Origin of the sequence: Streptococcus suis, assembly GCF_019794615.1 — a bacterium.
GTDB lineage: Bacteria > Bacillota > Bacilli > Lactobacillales > Streptococcaceae > Streptococcus > Streptococcus suis_AI.
The window spans coordinates 43,462-59,063 of record NZ_JAIMDU010000005.1; the positions used below are offsets into that span (position 1 = coordinate 43,462).

A 15,602-nucleotide genomic window follows, 5' to 3' on the forward strand; every position below is an offset into this window, starting at 1 on the left:
AGCTTTTTTTATTTTTTAACTGATAAACTCGAAAAAAGTAATTTGTATCTATATAGAATTTTTGAGTTGAAGTGATATCATTAATTTTGAATCTATGCTTTGTATCGCAATTGACAGATAGATATTGTGACAATTTTAAGGTATAATATTTCTATAAATAAATTAGGGAATTTAGTAGAATGACTGCTCAAAATTTACATCTAAATATATATTCAAACTTATTGGATGAGATAGAAAAACTTGTACAAATACTTTCTAAAGATAGTGATATTAAAGAAATAGATGAATATCGATTAGAAGCATTAAGTAAGTTAGAAGGAATAATAAAAGAAGTTAAAGAAAATATCAAGTCACTTGAGATAAATTCTGAATGGTATAAATTTACAATTGGATTTTATGGTGAAACAAATGCTGGAAAATCTACACTTATTGAGACAGTTCGAATTTTATTAAAAGAAAAGACCAAAGAATCTGAGCGTGAAAGTTTCAAAAGTAAAAGATTAGAGCTTGATAAACTAGAGCAGCAACTTCATTCAATTGAGGTAGAAATTAATACTATAAACGAAAAGTTTTTTCAGCTTGTAGAGGCTCTACAATTTCAACTAAGAGATATTGAAAGTGAACATAATAATAAACTTTCTAAGAATAAAGTACAAATTTTAAAAATTGAAGACCTGCTTGCAAAAAATATTGCACAGGAAGAAATTATCTCACATAGTTTACTTCGGCTATATGTTGATAAGGATGAACTTGTACAAATTATTTTTAACAAGATGATTTCAAGTCCTTGGAATGTAGTAAAAAGTTGGTTCCATAAAATAAAGGAGCAGAGTGAGGTTGATTTGGTATCTTTGCAGATTACTGAATTGGAAAATACATTGGACGGTCTTCAGTCATTTACCGACCAATATGAAAAGGAAATTTTTGACTTAGCTAAGGAAAATGAGAGGATTAATAGTTGGTACTATAATAAAAAAATTGACTATGAAAAACAGCGAGTTGTTTTAATACAACAAAGGGAACAATTGCTGGAAAGATTAGTTAATCAATTGGGTTATGTGAAAGAAACTCGAACTCAAATTATTTCAAAATTAAAGAATTTGAGTGATGGAATAATAATAGGAGATGGACGTTCAGATTTTACTCAAGAAGTAAGAAGTTATGAATTTAATGTCGGTGATAAAGAATTTGTACTCCTTGATTTACCTGGAATTGAAGGAAAAGAAAATATTGTTCAAAAATCTATTAAAAGTGCTGTTGAAAAAGCACACGTAATATTTTATGTAAGCAAAAGTCCAACTCCACCACAAAAAGGTGATAATGGACCTTTAGGTACAATTGAAAAAATATCTAAGCAATTATCGCAACAAAGTGAAGTATATTTTCTATATAATAAGCCTATTCGAAACGTCAGACAGTTAAGAAAACCGCTGATAAATGAGAATGAAGAAGATAGTTTATCTATAGTTGATATAGAATTGTCAAAAATTTTTGAAGAAAATTATATCTCTCATTTCTCATTATCAGCATATCCAGCTTTTTTATCGATAGGGAATTTTTATGATAATAAATTTTCAAAAGATAAAGAAAAATTTTCTGAAAAGTTAGGAGATTCAGATATTATTTTTGAAATGAGTCAAGTTAAAGAGTTTGTTAATTGGATGACCGGAAAATTAGTTAATGACGTAATAAATAAAATTACTAGGTCAAATTTAAAGAAAATAAAAAAAACTTTGGAATGGACGACCACTGAAATCAAGGAAGTTAAAAACTCATTCAATAAATTAGAAGTAAAACTACACTCAAATTATAAATTAACTTCTCAAATGATAGATGAAGCTAGTGAAACCTTTGAAATGAACTTGGAAAACACTGTTTATAAATCTTTGAGATTTTTGAAATCAAATACCAGGAAAAGAATCTACTCCATTATTGATAATGGAATTAGTAATAAAGGATTTGAAAAAGAATTAAAGAAAATTGTTGAGAAAGAATTAAAATTTTTTTCAATTGATTTAAATAAAAATATAGAAAAACAAAGTAAAGATTTCAAGGATGAAATGTCAGAAATTGTCTCAACTTATCAACGTTATGTAGATGAATTAGTTGAACATTATGCTAAGTCAGTTAAGTTTGAATTTGATTTTCAACCAAATATAAAAATAAAAAGAAATATTAATATTGGCAATGTTTTGATGGTATTAGTTGGAGATATTATTGGTATTATATCAACTGTATTAAATATGTCTAATCCAGTTGGATGGGTTATTCTAGGTTTATCAGTATTAAGTACATTTTTCCATGCATATAAAATAGTGCGTGGAGCAATTGATAAAAACTTTCAAAAATCTCAACAAAGAAAAAATGCAGATGAAAATATTGAAAAAATAGTGAAAATTATTCAACAAGAATTAGGAAAATATTTAACAGAAACTATGAGAGAAGTTAATAAACATTTAGCTGAACTCACAAAAGTAATGTATGAGCCAGTTCGGCAAATAAAAACCATGTCAGAAACTTTTATTGAGGTAGAAAATGAAGTAAAATTTTTATCAAACGAGCTAGATAGAAAAGGAGAGGAATATTATGGAAACAGTTGAGCAGTTCAAACAACAGCAACTTAAGACGATTGAAATATTACAGCGACTTTTATCTTTTGTACAAAATGGAGAAAAATTTGGTGTAGACGGAAGTAATCTAATTGAAAAAATTTCAAAAGATATAACTGAAACTGAATCAAAAAAATTAAAAGTGGCTTTGGTTGGTGGTTTTTCAGAAGGTAAAACTTCGATAGTAGCAGCCTGGTCTAGTAATTTTGATTCTGAAACAATTAAAATAGATGCGTCTGAATCTAGTGATTCAGTGAATGTATATCATTTAAACAATTTTGATTTAATTGATACTCCTGGTTTATTTGGTTTTAAGGAAACCTCAAATCAAATAAAGTATAAAGATATTACCCGTCAATATGTTAGTGAAGCAAATCTCATACTTTATGTCATGGGACCAAGTAATCCAATTAAAGATAGTCATAAAGGTGAATTGCAATGGCTTTTTAATGATTTAAATTTACTACCCAGAACAGTTTTTGTAATTAGTAGATTTGATGAGGAAGTTGATATTGAGGATATCGAAGAATATACAAATCGTTTAGAGATAAAAAAAGTAAATATTTTGTCACGTCTTCGAGAATTTAAATTGATCACTGAAAGTCAAGATGTTCCCATTGTTGCAGTTGCAGCAAATCCTTTCGGAGAGGGTTTTACTTATTGGCTATCAAATGTAGAGGAGTACTATCGTATATCTCATATAAACGATTTACAAAGAGCAACCACGGAACAAATTAAAAAGTTGGGTGGATACGATGCCTTGGTCTTAGCAACTAGTCAAAGTATTGTAAAAGATATTATTCAGAGACAAATGCCAGTAGTACGAGCAAATATGTCATTGTTAGATGAGGAGACGATCAGTCTAAACAAAGCTCTAGCTGATGTTCAGAATGAACATAAAAAATTGAACCGTAGTATTAGTACAGCTCGTGTTGAATTAAAAGAATATATTTTAAGTTTGTTTACTGATTTGATTCTTCAACTTAAAGGAACAGATATCCAAACATTTGATGATTTTTTTGAAAAAAATATCGGTGATGAAGGATTAGTTCTTGAGACAAATATAAACAATGAATTTCAGCGTCGAGTAGGTACAATTTCATCTGAAATACAAAAGGTTCAAACACATTTTTATACTAGTGTTAATCATTACAACAGTATGACTGAGGATTTAGCAAAGCAAGGCATAAAATTAGGTGGCAATTTTCTGAAAAATGTTACTATATCCAACAAGACTATTTTGGCCGTTAGAGATTTTGTAATGCCCTCTTTTAAATTTAAACCTTGGGGAGCGATAAAGTTAGCTGGAAAACTAACAAAAGGTATTGCAATTTTTGGCAGTGTCTTGGGGTTAGGTGTTGAGGCATGGGAAAGTTATAGTGAAAAGAAACAAGAAGAAGAATTTTGTAAAGCAAAAAATCTAATAAAAGAAAAACTTGAAGAGCAAAGAAAATATTATATTGAATTTATTGATAATGAAGAGGAATTTAGTAAACAATTTTTCCCTGATTATTTTGAATTACTCGAGCAATTAAAAGATATTACTATTGCTGTTATTGATCGGCAACGACTTCAAGAAGAGTTTGAAATCTGGAAAAATGAAGGCGAAATCATTGAAGGAGATTTTGAAGTTCTTATAGAGAAGTATGAGAAAATGTAAAAAGTAAATCACTAATTTCACTTTACATCTGGACTATTTGTTATAAGATAAGAACATCATATTCTATACGAAAATATTATCATAAAAACACCGTAATTAATATTTTTGTTCATTTTCAAAGTTTTCAGTATTACCTTATTTCCTAAAATTGGAATTATTCTGTGATATAATATGCTCAATAAGCAAAAGGAGTTCACAATTGCACTACAAACATTTATTATTCGATCTTGACCATACTCTTCTTGATTTTAGTCGGGGTGAGGAGGTGGCTCTGACACAGTTTTTGGCTTCGATGGAGGTTGAGGATATTCAAGCTTTTAAAGAAGTCTATCGTCCGCTCAACCAGGGCATGTGGAAGGATTTAGAAAAAGGCCTGATCACAAAGAAAGAGTTGATCAATACTCGTTTTTCACGGACCTTTGCTCACTTTGGTCGTCAGGTTGATGGGACGGAGATGGCTTTGCGATACCAAGAGTTTATAGGACGGCAGGGTCAAATTTTTGCAGGAGCGGATAAGCTATTGCAAGAGCTGACCAAGCGTTGGTATCAGATTTATGCGGCGACCAATGGTGTGACCTATATTCAGGAAAATCGCTTGCTTCACTCACCGATTCAACCTTATTTCAAAGAAGTATTTATTTCAGAACAGATGGGAACGCAAAAGCCCTCGGCGGATTTTTATGAAAAAATAGCAGAGCAGATTGCAGGTTTTCAATTTGAACACGCATTGATGATTGGAGACAGCTTAACTGCAGATATCCAAGGAGGGAATAATGCTGGTATGGATACTGTTTGGTATAATCCTTCTAACCTGATAAACAACAGCAAGGCCATTCCGACCTATACAATTCACAGCTATCAAGAATTACTAGAAATGTTATAAAATAGACTATTTCTATCTAAATGGTTGAGAAAAATGTAGCAAAGGAGAAAGTGTGAAGAGAATATTGAAAGCTTTTCGACCCCAAAAATCACTGAAAGAATTAAACTGGCTAGATGTGTTTGTCCTGACCGCAATTTTATTTGGCAATGCTATTTATACCTCGACCATGCAATGGATTGCATCTTTTTCTGCGACAGAAGTAGTGGAAAATGGAGTACAAACCTTTACCGCAGCAGACAATTGGTGGGCATTGGCCAATCAAGGAAAACTGTTTTTGTTTGCCTTGGTTTATTTGCTGATTCGGAATTATGATTTCAAGCAACTAAAGGTAAAATTAGAATGGACCGTTTTACTCTGGGGACCACTGATTTTTATCGGTGCTGGTTTGATTAGTGACTTGGCATTTACAGCCTTCTCTTACCTTCCAGGGATTTCTGAAGGATATAACTATCTAGGTTATCTCCCTTATTATAATTGGGATATCACGACGGTGACAAATCGCTTCTTAGCGGTTGATTATAGTACAGTTGTTTATGCTTTGTTTAACGGCTTTTACGAAGAATTCTTTTTCCTAGGTTTATTGCTAAGTACAGATACAAAGAAACGCTCTCTCGTATTGCTTTTTTCAACCATTGTCCGAACCTCATTCCATACCTATCAAGGATTGGTTTCAGCCTTAGTAATAGGTGTGCCTTTTGGCTTGTTTTACTATTATATGTATAGAAAGAAAAATGATAATCTCCTGCCTTACTTTCTAGGACATGCTCTGGCAGATATGGTTGGTACTAGCTTCCTGTCCCTATTTATTGGGTAGTATAGTCATTTGAATTAGCTTTGATACTTCGTCACTTTCGTCTTACCGTACTCTACGAAAGTGACTTGTTTCTCAAGTCTTATTTCCAACCTAGAACAGCCTTTAGGCTGTTCTAGCAACCTGCGCCTCGGTTCCTTGTCTGAAAACTAATTCATTCGACTATAAATAGCATTCTTCGAATAATGAAAATCCCATGGAATTCCTCTTTGTTCCATGGGATTTTTATTATTCATTCCAGAATTTGCTTGCAATATCTTGACCTTGTTTGATTTTAGCCCATTGTTGTGGAATGGCCAATTCATTACCAGAGTCACATGAAGCAAAACCGCATTGGTGAGAAAGGTAAAGACGTTCTTTAGGGATGATTTTACTTGCTTCTTCTAAGAGTTTATAGACACGCTCTTCATCATCTAAATCGGTTGTCTTACTTGACAGAAGTCCAAGAACAACTTCTGCGTTTTTATCGCGTAAGCTTTCTAAGGCTTTCAAATCTCCAGCACGCTCATCATCCCATTCAAGGAAGAAGCGGTCGTAGTGCTGATCACGCAAGAATTTTTCAGCGATTGCCTCATAAGTCCCACCAGCGGCATGACGACTTTCGTAGTTACCACGGCAGTTGTGAGTCCAGACAGTAAGACCAAGTGAATGTGCATAGTCAACGACTTCATTATTTATATTGACAAAGGCCTCTGCTAAATCAGCTAGTCCTGCATTGCCTTCAGCAAAGAAACTTGCAGGATTACTTTCATCAAAAAGTTCCCAGAGACAGTCGTCGAACTGAATAATGGTGCCACCAGCAGTTTTATAGTCATCAAGGAATTCTTTATAAGCTTGAATGAGACCGTTTTTTAAATCATCGGCAGTTGCATATTCTTGACCTTCGCCATACAATCCATCAAAAACAGCAAGTTCAGTGTAGGCATGAGCTGGGCCCCATACAGTCAATTTTGTTTGCGTATCTTCAGCTAGCTCACTCACTTTTTTAAAGATTTCAATAAAGTGGTGGTTCTTACCAGATAATTCTTCAGTGATGCGGATACCTATGTCTTTTCTTGTTTCAAAGTGACCGCCATCATGGTCTTTAAAGGTATATCCATGATCAGCAATATACCGTTCAATACCTTTCAAGCCCCATACAAAGTCAAGGTGCCACATAGATTTAGAATATTCTCCGTCAGTTAGGATATCAATTCCTTTTTCTTTTTGTTCCTTCACGATTGATTCGATGGCTACTGTTTCAGTTTCTTGATATCCAGAGAAGTCATTATAAAAAGGATAATGGATATCATCTCTATGTTCGATTTGTGTCTTGTAGTCACGCAATTCTGCTGGACGTAGAAGGGAACCCACTAGTTGAAATCTTGATGTTGTCATTTGTAAATCTCTCTTTCACTTATTACTGAACTAATTCTACCCCAGTTTGCTTTATTTGAAAAATAGTTATTTTGAGTCAAAAGGTATAGTTGTTCGCTATATCTCATTTATGGATTTCTAAAATGCTTTTTCTGGGGGCAGAACTATGGTATAATTTTCTTTGCAGAAATCCGAACGTTTGGAAAAAGTTTAGGGGAGAAAAATGAAAAAACACTTCAGTTTTATTTTATTAGGGATTATGATGTTAGGTGTGGTAATGAGGGCACCCTTTACAGCCTTGCCAGCAGTCCTCACAGATATTGCCTTAGGGTTGGGTGTTGAAGTGAGTTCACTCGGCATTTTGACTTCGATTCCCTTGATCATGTTTGCACTGTGTTCATCAATAGCTCCACGCATGGCGGCAAAATTTGGCTTGGAACGATTAATGGCCATTGTACTTGTAATTATGGTTATTGGTTCTGGATTGAGGGTGTTCAACCTCCAAACACTTTTCATCGGTACCATGATGATCGGAGCTAGTATCGCATTTATTAATGTCTTGTTGCCTAGCTTAGTTGCTGCTAATTTCCCGCATAAGATTGGGCTTTATACAACCATCTACATTACTCTGATGGGGATCGCCGGAACAGTCGCGTCAATGGTTGCAGTACCAATTGTTTCAGCTACTTCTTGGAAATTTTTTATTTATTTAATCACTGGAGTCATCCTCTTAGCTTTACTTATCTGGTTACCAAATGTGAAGAACAATCATATGTTTGTGACTGGCAACCAATCAGAGAAAACAAGTTCTCTATGGAAAAATAAGTCTGCCATTGCCTTTCTTATTTTTGGTGGGTTGCAATCCGTCTTGTTCTACACAGAAGTCACTTGGTTACCAACCATTTCGCAATCTATTGGATTTTCAAAAGCAGAAGCTGGATTGATGTCTGGAATTTATAACTTGGCCGCCATACCAATGTCTTCAATCATTACAACTCTACTTTCGCGTCAGACGAAAGAATCTCGCAGGAACATCATGCTCCTCATCTCTTTGATTACATTAGTGGGCTTGGCCCTTATGGTTATCACTCCAAAAAACTTTTTTGCTTGGACAATTATTCATATCGTACTCAGTGTTTCCAATGCATCACTCTTTCCATATATGATGCTCAGCTTTACCATGAAAACCAGTAACAGTCAGGCAACGGCTCGCTTATCAGGTATGGTACAAACAGGTGGCTATCTCATTGCAGCATTTGGACCAGGTCTCTTAGGATATAGTTTTCCAATTTTTGGTAGTTGGTTACCCTTGATTCTATCATTGGCTATTGTAACCTTGGTGATGATGTGGACGATTGTTCTGATTGAAAAAGAAGATATAATCATTTAGTTACAATTTCCCACAATTCACTTGTTCATTTTGGGATATAATAAAAACAAAAAAAGCTGGACATTTGCCAGCTTTTTAATGTGCTACACGTTTACGTGCAGCTTTTTTACGATTTTCTTCAATGAAAGCTTCTTTCTTTTCTTCTGGTTCAATGATTGTTTTATGAACGGTGAAGACTGCGCCCGCTGCAAGAGCGACTGTAGAAAGAACACCTGTCAAGAAACCTTTACCAAAACCTTTAGCCATAGTTATTTCTCCTTTACTTGTGTTATAATAGATTTTAGCGAAAAAACAAAATATTTTCAAGGAAAAAGATGAAAACTAAAGTTATTGTGGTCATTGGACCGACAGCGGTAGGAAAAACTACCCTTGGCATAGACTTGGCCCAGCGCTACAATGGAGAAATTATCAGCGGTGATAGCCAGCAAGTCTATCGCAAACTGGATATCGGTACGGCAAAGGCTAGTCCTGAAGAGCAGGCTGCTGCGGTTCATCACTTGATTGATGTCCGAGATGTGACCGAGGGCTACTCGGCTTATGAATTTGTAGCAGAAGCCAAGGCTTTGATTGCAGGCATTACCAGTCGTGGCAAGTTGCCTATTATCGTGGGTGGGACAGGTCTTTACATCCAAAGTCTGTTAGAAGGCTACCATCTGGGCGGGCTGGTTGACCAGGAGCAAGTTCTTGCTTATCGGGCGGAACTCGACTGCTTGTCTGACGAGGATTTGGAAACAATGGCAGAGCAGGCAGGTTTGATGGTCGAGGGAAACAGCCGACGGAGAATCATTCGTGGGTTAGAGTTGAAAAAATTTGGCAAAAACTTAGAAAATACAGAGTCAGAATATGAGCCTCTTTACATCTGCCTGACGGATGACAGACAGGTTCTTTACGACCGCATCAATCAGCGAGTGGATAAGATGATTGCGGCGGGCTTACTAGATGAAGTTAGCTGGCTCTACCAAGAACACCCAGAAGCCCAAGCTGCTATGGGAATTGGCTACAAGGAGTTTTTCCCCTACTTAGCAGGTCAAATCAGCCTAGAAGAAGCAGTTGATAAGGTCAAGCAAAATAGCCGCCGCTTTGCCAAACGCCAATTGACCTGGTTCAGAAATCGGATGCAGGCCCCCTTTTACTCAGTAGGCGAGCCAGATTACAAGTCGCAGATTTTCACTGCCGTGGAGGAATTTTTAAATGATTGAAACGCAGAAAGAACAAGAACGTGCCCTCCTGGTTGGAGTGGAATTACAGCAGACAGATAATTTTGACATGTCCATGGAGGAGTTGGCAAGCCTTGCTAAGACAGCTGGCGCTCTGGTCAAGGGAGTCTACACTCAAAAACGAGAAAAATACGACAGCAAGACCTTTGTCGGCTCAGGGAAACTAGAAGAAATTGCCCAGATGGTCGAAGCTGATGAGATTGATACCGTCATTGTCAATAACCGACTGACACCCCGCCAGAATGTCAATCTGGAAGAGATTTTAGGTGTCAAAGTCATCGACCGTATGCAGCTGATTTTGGATATTTTTGCCATGCGGGCACGAAGCCACGAAGGAAAACTACAAGTTCATCTGGCCCAGCTCAAGTATATGTTACCGCGTCTGGTTGGTCAGGGGATTATGCTCAGCCGTCAGGCAGGTGGTATCGGCTCTCGTGGACCAGGTGAAAGCCAGTTGGAGCTCAACCGTCGAAGCATTCGCAACCAGATTCATGACATTGAGCGCCAACTCAAAACAGTGGAGAAAAATCGGGCGACTGTCCGTGAACGCCGCCTGCAATCAGGCGTCTTCAAAATCGGCTTGATTGGCTATACCAATGCTGGTAAGTCTACTATCATGAATGCCATGACGGATAAGCGACAGTATGAGGCAGATGAACTTTTTGCCACACTTGATGCCACGACCAAGCAGATTAACTTGGCAGACAAATTTAATGTGACCTTGACCGATACGGTTGGTTTCATTCAGGACCTGCCGACTGAGTTGATTTCTGCCTTCAAGTCCACCTTGGAAGAGTCCATGAACGTGGACCTCTTGCTCCATGTCATCGACGCCTCTGACCCCAATCACAGTGAGCAGGAGCAGGTGGTCTTAGACATTCTCAAGGACTTGGATATGCTGGACATTCCTCGCCTGGCCCTTTACAACAAGCTGGACAAGACCGATGACAGCTTTACCCCCAGTCAGTTTCCGCATGTCATGCTGTCCGCTAAGGATGAAAATGCCAAAGGCCATATTCAGATGATGGTCTTGGCCAAGATTAAGACTATGTTTGAACGATTTGAGGTCAGGGTTCCACTTGCTGAATCTTATAAATTGCATGATTTAGCAACTCTTGCCCTGATAGAAAATCGGACCTATGAAGAGGATGTGGAAGTGGTATCAGGCTATATCGCTTCCGCTAATAAATGGAAGTTGGAAGAATTTTATGACGGATTATCTTGATTTGGCAACCAAATACGGTGGCTTTACCAGTCTGGACAAGGTCTATCTGGCGAATAAATTAGCTGGTATGACTGACCAACAAAAACTAGATTTTATCACGCCACCGCCTTCAGTTATCAACGCTTATTTTGCGGAAATCTACCAGAAACAAGGAGCAGAAGAGGCGACGGACTACTATCTGACACTTTCTCAGCAGCTCTGCCTTTTTCCAAAAGAACCCAGCTTTGAAGAAGACAAGCCTTTTGTCCGCCTGAATTTATCAGGCAAGTCTTTCGGATTTGCCTATGTGTCAGCAGACGGTCTGGCTCAAGTTTTTTCGGAAGGAGAAGTGGAGATCACTGAAGGTCTGCTCTTTGAGATAGCTCAGGTCTTTCCCCATTATGTCGTTTTTGTAGAAGACGGCAAGATTTTCATGGAGACCAATGCCTTTGATGAGCGTCAGTTGCAAGATGAGGAAACAGATTTTCTGCTAACAGAGGTGGCTAGCTCGGCTGACTTGGTCAAAATTTCGGGTCTCAATCAGGAGGAAGTTGTAGAAGTAGCGGATGGTTATTCAGGTCAGCGCTATTTTGCCTGGTCGGGTCGCTCAGCTATAATATATCGATTAGAAAGTAAATAATGCAAATTCAATTTTTAGGTACAGGGGCTGGTCAGCCCTCCAAGGCCCGTAATGTGTCCAGTTTGGCCTTAAAACTGTTGGACGAAATCAATCAGATTTGGCTTTTTGATTGTGGCGAAGGAACTCAAAATCAGATTTTGGAAACCACTATTCGTCCTCGAAAAGTTGCTAAAATTTTCATAACACATTTACATGGTGATCACATTTTTGGTTTGCCAGGTTTTTTATCAAGCCGTTCGTTTCAATCGAGTGAGGAACAAACAGATATTGATATTTACGGTCCTATGGGGATTCGATCTTTTGTTTTGGCTAGTCTGAAAGCGTCTGGTTCACGCTTACCTTATCGCATTCATTTTCATGAGTTTGATGTTGAAACGGTTGGTCAGGTACTAGAAACAGACAAATTCACGGTATTCGCCGAAAAGCTGGACCATACCATTCCTTGTGTCGGCTACCGTGTCATCCAAAAGGATTTGGAAGGGACCTTGGATGCAGAGGCTCTGCGCGTGGCGGGTGTACCATTTGGCCCCCTCTTTGGAAAAATAAAAAATGGTCAGAATGTGACACTTGAGGATGGGACTGAAATTATCGCTAGTGACTATATTTCCCCTCCAAGGCCTGGTAAGGTAGTGACGATTTTAGGGGATACGCGTAAGTGCCATGCCAGTGTACGTCTGGCTGTAAATGCTGATGTGCTGGTGCATGAGTCAACCTATGGTAAGGGTGATGAGCATATTGCTCGTAAGCATGGGCATTCAACCAATATGGAAGCGGCTCAAGTAGCTAAGGATGCTGGTGTCAAACGACTCTTGCTCAATCATATCAGTCCGCGCTTTTTGTCCAAGGATATCAGCCAATTGCGTAATGATGCGAGAACTATATTTGAGCAGGTCCATATCGTTAAAGATTTAGAGGAAATTGAACTATGAGAACCATTTTAATAACTGGGGCATCTGGTGGTCTAGTACAGGAAATGATTCCTTTGCTAAAAGATGATTTCTTGATTTTGTTGGGGCGAGATGTAGAGAAGATAGAGCAACTCTATGCCTATCATGAAAAAAAGGCAGTTTTTAATGTGGATCTTCGAGACGAAGCCGCGTTAATTGCATTTTTTGAAGGATTAGATAGCCAGTTTGGTCAAATCGATATTTTAGTCAATAATGCAGGCTATGCAATTTATGATGACTTTGAAAATTTTTCAAGTCAGCAGGTTCAAGCTATGTTTGACATCAATACTTTTGCTCTGATGACCATGTGCCGTTTAGTGGGTAAACGGATGAAGGCTAGACGGAGCGGGCAAATCATTAATATTGTTTCGATGTCAGGTCTGATCGCTTCAAGCAAGTCTTCCGTTTATTCTGCAACTAAGTTTGCGGCTATGGGTTTTTCAAATACTATTCGCTTGGAGTTGGCCCAGTATGGTGTGACAGTAACAACTGTTAATCCAGGACCTATTGCGACTAGCTTTTTCGACCAAGCAGATCCTGATGGAAGCTATCAAGAAAGTGTCAAAGCCTTTCTCTTGCAGCCTGACTATGTAGCTAAGAAAATTGTGGCTGCCATGGGGACGAAGAAGCGTGATATCAATTTACCGTGGTCACTAGCTGCAGCTCATAAACTCTATACTCTCTTCCCAAGAGTATCAGACTACTTGGCCAGTACAGTATTTAATTTAAAATAGGCATAGAAAAAACGCTGAATTCTTGTTCGGCGTTTTAACCATCTCTCAAATAATGAAGTCATATTCTTTACATATTATACCTGGTAATGAGCACATAATAAAAGATTTCTTCTTTCTCAGCAAAATCTGTAACATGTATCTGTTTTTTATTTTTGAAACCTATATAAAATAGGTAAGTGTAAATAAATAAACATAGATTGTGTGGGAATGATGCATCATTTTAGTGGGATATTTGACTAAAATTTGATATAATAGTTGAAATTTGCAAGGGGGATGAAATGGAAAAGATTTGGAAGATTATTTATAGTCGAACATTTATTGTTCTTAGTTTGATTGCCTTAACAATTTTTGTTATTTTGTGGACAGTTGGTTCAGCGGCAACTTATTTTCCAGCGTTTTTGACGGTTATGCAACTTTTTTCACTAGTTGTAGCAGTTTCGATTATTAATCGGCCGATGAATGCTAGTTTTAAGTTAACCTGGATTGTCTTTGTTGTTGGAATCCCAGTATTTGGAGCACTGTTTTACTTTATTTTACAGTCAAATATTGAAACCAGACGGTACCGCAAGACTTTTCAGCGTCAAGCTGAAATATTGAGATTGTATGGGAAGACTTCTGAAAAAGTAATGAGAGGTTTGGCTAAGGAAGACCGTGAGCAACTTAAGTTAGCTCATTATATGAGTGAATATGTGGGCTATCCTTTACACACCAACACAGACGCAGTCTATTTTCCATCTGGAGAAGCGAAATTTGAGGCGTTATTAGAAGAATTAAAAAAAGCTGAGAATTATATTTTTATGGAATACTTCATTGTCGATTTTGGCTATATGTGGGATTCTATTTTAGATATCTTAAAAGAAAAAGCTGCTCAGGGTGTAGAGGTTCGGTTTATGTATGATGGAATGAACTCGCTAAGCACTCTACCCTATAACTATTATAAAACTCTACGTCAATTTGGTATCAAGACAAAGGTTTTCTCTCAAATAATCCCTGCCCTGTCGACTATTCAGAATAATCGTGATCACAGAAAGATTGCAGTAATCGATGGAAAAGTTGCTTTTACAGGTGGTATCAATATTGCTGATGAATACATCAATAAAAAGGAACGATTTGGCTACTGGAAAGATGCAGCGATTATGATACGAGGTGAGGCCGTCTCAAACTTTACCTTGATGTTTTTGCAAATGTGGAATCATGATGAGAAAAAGTCAAATGATGATTTGAAATACTTGAAGGAAGCGCATGATGCTGAGACAGAGACTACAGATACAGAAGGGTATTTCTTAGCTTACGGTGAAAGTCCATTTGATGGGGATGAGGTTGCGAAACGGGTTTACTTGGATATGATTCAGTCAGCAACTGACTACATCTATATTATGACTCCCTATTTGGTTCTAGATGATGAGATGATTGATAATCTCACCTATGCAGCGAAACGTGGGGTCACTGTTCGTATCCTTCTTCCACATATTTACGATAAGCAGACAGCATATCTGGCGGCACGAACAGATTTTAGAACCTATTTAGAATCTGGTATTGAAATCTATGAATTTACTCCTGGGTTTGTTCATTCGAAAGTGGTTTTAGTTGATGATAAAAAGGCGACAGTTGGTACAGTAAACATGGATTTTCGATCTTTTTATCTCAATTTTGAATGTGGACTTTATGTATATAACCATCGCCAAGTTTTAGAAGATATTCACAAAGATTTCATGCATTCGTTTGAACAATCTGAACGGATTACTTTCCTTGGTTTTGAAAATAATTACCCGTGGTATAAGCGTTTGGCTGGTGCGTTGTTAAATATCTTGTCACCTTTACTATAATAGTTGTTTCTAAGAAAGAAGCAGGGAGACTCAAATCAATCGTTGAGTTCCTCTGCTCCTTTTTTTCTTGGGAAATGGTATAATAGTAAGATAGTTTATACTCGAAAAATCAATGTTTACCAGAGTGGACATTGTTGCAATTATTTGATATTCTTCGAAAATCAAAATTGTCTCTTGTCAAGGGCTTTTCAGCCTGTTACCTTGAAATGTGAATGTGACAGAATTCTATCTTCGGCTTTATGACGCGAACTCAGTTTTTTTATTTTTCTAGTTTTCAACTTTCCCCAAGATTGTTAAAGCTAGGTTACTTTGATTTTCATTGAGT

Annotated in this window: 13 protein-coding genes; 11 read left to right on the plus strand and 2 right to left on the minus strand. The window is 37.1% G+C overall.

What is annotated here, in order from left to right:
* Positions 1-179 precede the first annotated feature (179 nt).
* From K6V43_RS02500 to K6V43_RS02515, 4 genes are all read left to right on the plus strand, one after another.
* The gene (locus K6V43_RS02500) at positions 180-2,600 is read left to right on the plus strand and encodes a coiled-coil domain-containing protein (RefSeq protein ID WP_222381456.1); all 2,421 of its coding nucleotides are present in this window, start codon (positions 180-182) and stop codon (positions 2,598-2,600) included.
* Positions 2,587-4,269: a LeoA/HP0731 family dynamin-like GTPase gene (locus K6V43_RS02505; RefSeq protein WP_222381457.1), complete on the plus strand. Its 1,683-nt coding sequence runs from the start codon at positions 2,587-2,589 to the stop codon at positions 4,267-4,269. Before K6V43_RS02500 ends, K6V43_RS02505 begins: the two co-directional genes overlap by 14 nt.
* A gap of 199 nt (positions 4,270-4,468) precedes the next feature.
* The gene (gene pynA, locus K6V43_RS02510) at positions 4,469-5,152 is read left to right on the plus strand and encodes a pyrimidine 5'-nucleotidase PynA (protein ID WP_222381460.1); all 684 of its coding nucleotides are present in this window, start codon (positions 4,469-4,471) and stop codon (positions 5,150-5,152) included.
* Between the two features lie 52 nt (positions 5,153-5,204).
* Positions 5,205-5,966, plus strand: coding sequence for a CPBP family intramembrane glutamic endopeptidase (locus tag K6V43_RS02515; RefSeq protein WP_222381462.1), 762 nt, complete (start codon positions 5,205-5,207; stop codon positions 5,964-5,966).
* A gap of 225 nt (positions 5,967-6,191) precedes the next feature.
* Here the strand turns inward: K6V43_RS02515 and K6V43_RS02520 are convergent, their stop codons facing one another.
* Positions 6,192-7,340, minus strand: a complete 1,149-nt coding sequence (locus K6V43_RS02520; protein ID WP_222381464.1) for a cobalamin-independent methionine synthase II family protein — start codon at positions 7,338-7,340, stop codon at positions 6,192-6,194.
* A 202-nt stretch (positions 7,341-7,542) separates the two neighbouring features.
* Between K6V43_RS02520 and K6V43_RS02525 the strand changes: the two genes are divergently transcribed.
* Positions 7,543-8,709, plus strand: coding sequence for an MFS transporter (locus K6V43_RS02525; protein ID WP_222381466.1), 1,167 nt, complete (start codon positions 7,543-7,545; stop codon positions 8,707-8,709).
* A 75-nt stretch (positions 8,710-8,784) separates the two neighbouring features.
* On the opposite strand, the gene K6V43_RS02530 is transcribed toward K6V43_RS02525, so the two are convergent.
* The gene (locus tag K6V43_RS02530) at positions 8,785-8,955 is read right to left on the minus strand and encodes a DUF3042 family protein (RefSeq protein WP_012775205.1); all 171 of its coding nucleotides are present in this window, start codon (positions 8,953-8,955) and stop codon (positions 8,785-8,787) included.
* A gap of 68 nt (positions 8,956-9,023) precedes the next feature.
* On the opposite strand from K6V43_RS02530, the gene miaA reads away from it, so the two are divergent.
* The 6 genes from miaA to cls all read left to right on the plus strand — a co-directional run bounded on the left by miaA (position 9,024) and on the right by cls (position 15,277).
* Positions 9,024-9,908: a tRNA (adenosine(37)-N6)-dimethylallyltransferase MiaA gene (miaA, locus tag K6V43_RS02535; protein WP_222381468.1), complete on the plus strand. Its 885-nt coding sequence runs from the start codon at positions 9,024-9,026 to the stop codon at positions 9,906-9,908.
* Positions 9,901-11,151 carry a GTPase HflX gene (hflX, locus tag K6V43_RS02540; RefSeq protein ID WP_172016231.1) on the plus strand — a complete coding sequence of 417 codons (1,251 nt, stop codon included), beginning with the start codon at positions 9,901-9,903 and terminating at the stop codon, positions 11,149-11,151. Before miaA ends, hflX begins: the two co-directional genes overlap by 8 nt.
* Positions 11,135-11,770: a cystathionine beta-lyase gene (locus K6V43_RS02545; protein WP_222381470.1), complete on the plus strand. Its 636-nt coding sequence runs from the start codon at positions 11,135-11,137 to the stop codon at positions 11,768-11,770. Before hflX ends, K6V43_RS02545 begins: the two co-directional genes overlap by 17 nt.
* Complete coding sequence (rnz, locus tag K6V43_RS02550; RefSeq protein WP_222381473.1) at positions 11,770-12,699, plus strand: ribonuclease Z; 930 nt, start codon at positions 11,770-11,772, stop codon at positions 12,697-12,699. Before K6V43_RS02545 ends, rnz begins: the two co-directional genes overlap by 1 nt.
* On the plus strand, positions 12,696-13,451 hold the full coding sequence (locus tag K6V43_RS02555) for an SDR family NAD(P)-dependent oxidoreductase (protein ID WP_160864488.1): 756 nt from the start codon (positions 12,696-12,698) through the stop codon (positions 13,449-13,451). Before rnz ends, K6V43_RS02555 begins: the two co-directional genes overlap by 4 nt.
* 278 nt (positions 13,452-13,729) lie before the next feature.
* Positions 13,730-15,277 (plus strand): cardiolipin synthase, encoded by a 1,548-nt coding sequence (gene cls, locus K6V43_RS02560; protein ID WP_222381476.1) that lies wholly within the window; start codon positions 13,730-13,732, stop codon positions 15,275-15,277.
* Positions 15,278-15,602: the final 325 nt, after the last annotated feature.

Excerpts from the sequence above, each read along its gene's own strand:
- K6V43_RS02500 (WP_222381456.1), top strand. The coding sequence starts at position 180 with ATGACTGCTCAAAATTTACATCTAAATATATATTCAAACTTATTGGAT.
- K6V43_RS02505 (WP_222381457.1), top strand. The coding sequence starts at position 2,587 with ATGGAAACAGTTGAGCAGTTCAAACAACAGCAACTTAAGACGATTGAA.
- K6V43_RS02520 (WP_222381464.1), bottom strand. The coding sequence starts at position 7,340 with ATGACAACATCAAGATTTCAACTAGTGGGTTCCCTTCTACGTCCAGCA.
- K6V43_RS02525 (WP_222381466.1), top strand. The coding sequence starts at position 7,543 with ATGAAAAAACACTTCAGTTTTATTTTATTAGGGATTATGATGTTAGGT.
- K6V43_RS02530 (WP_012775205.1), bottom strand. The coding sequence starts at position 8,955 with ATGGCTAAAGGTTTTGGTAAAGGTTTCTTGACAGGTGTTCTTTCTACA.
- miaA (WP_222381468.1), top strand. The coding sequence starts at position 9,024 with ATGAAAACTAAAGTTATTGTGGTCATTGGACCGACAGCGGTAGGAAAA.
- hflX (WP_172016231.1), top strand. The coding sequence starts at position 9,901 with ATGATTGAAACGCAGAAAGAACAAGAACGTGCCCTCCTGGTTGGAGTG.
- K6V43_RS02545 (WP_222381470.1), top strand. The coding sequence starts at position 11,135 with ATGACGGATTATCTTGATTTGGCAACCAAATACGGTGGCTTTACCAGT.
- rnz (WP_222381473.1), top strand. The coding sequence starts at position 11,770 with ATGCAAATTCAATTTTTAGGTACAGGGGCTGGTCAGCCCTCCAAGGCC.
- K6V43_RS02555 (WP_160864488.1), top strand. The coding sequence starts at position 12,696 with ATGAGAACCATTTTAATAACTGGGGCATCTGGTGGTCTAGTACAGGAA.
- cls (WP_222381476.1), top strand. The coding sequence starts at position 13,730 with ATGGAAAAGATTTGGAAGATTATTTATAGTCGAACATTTATTGTTCTT.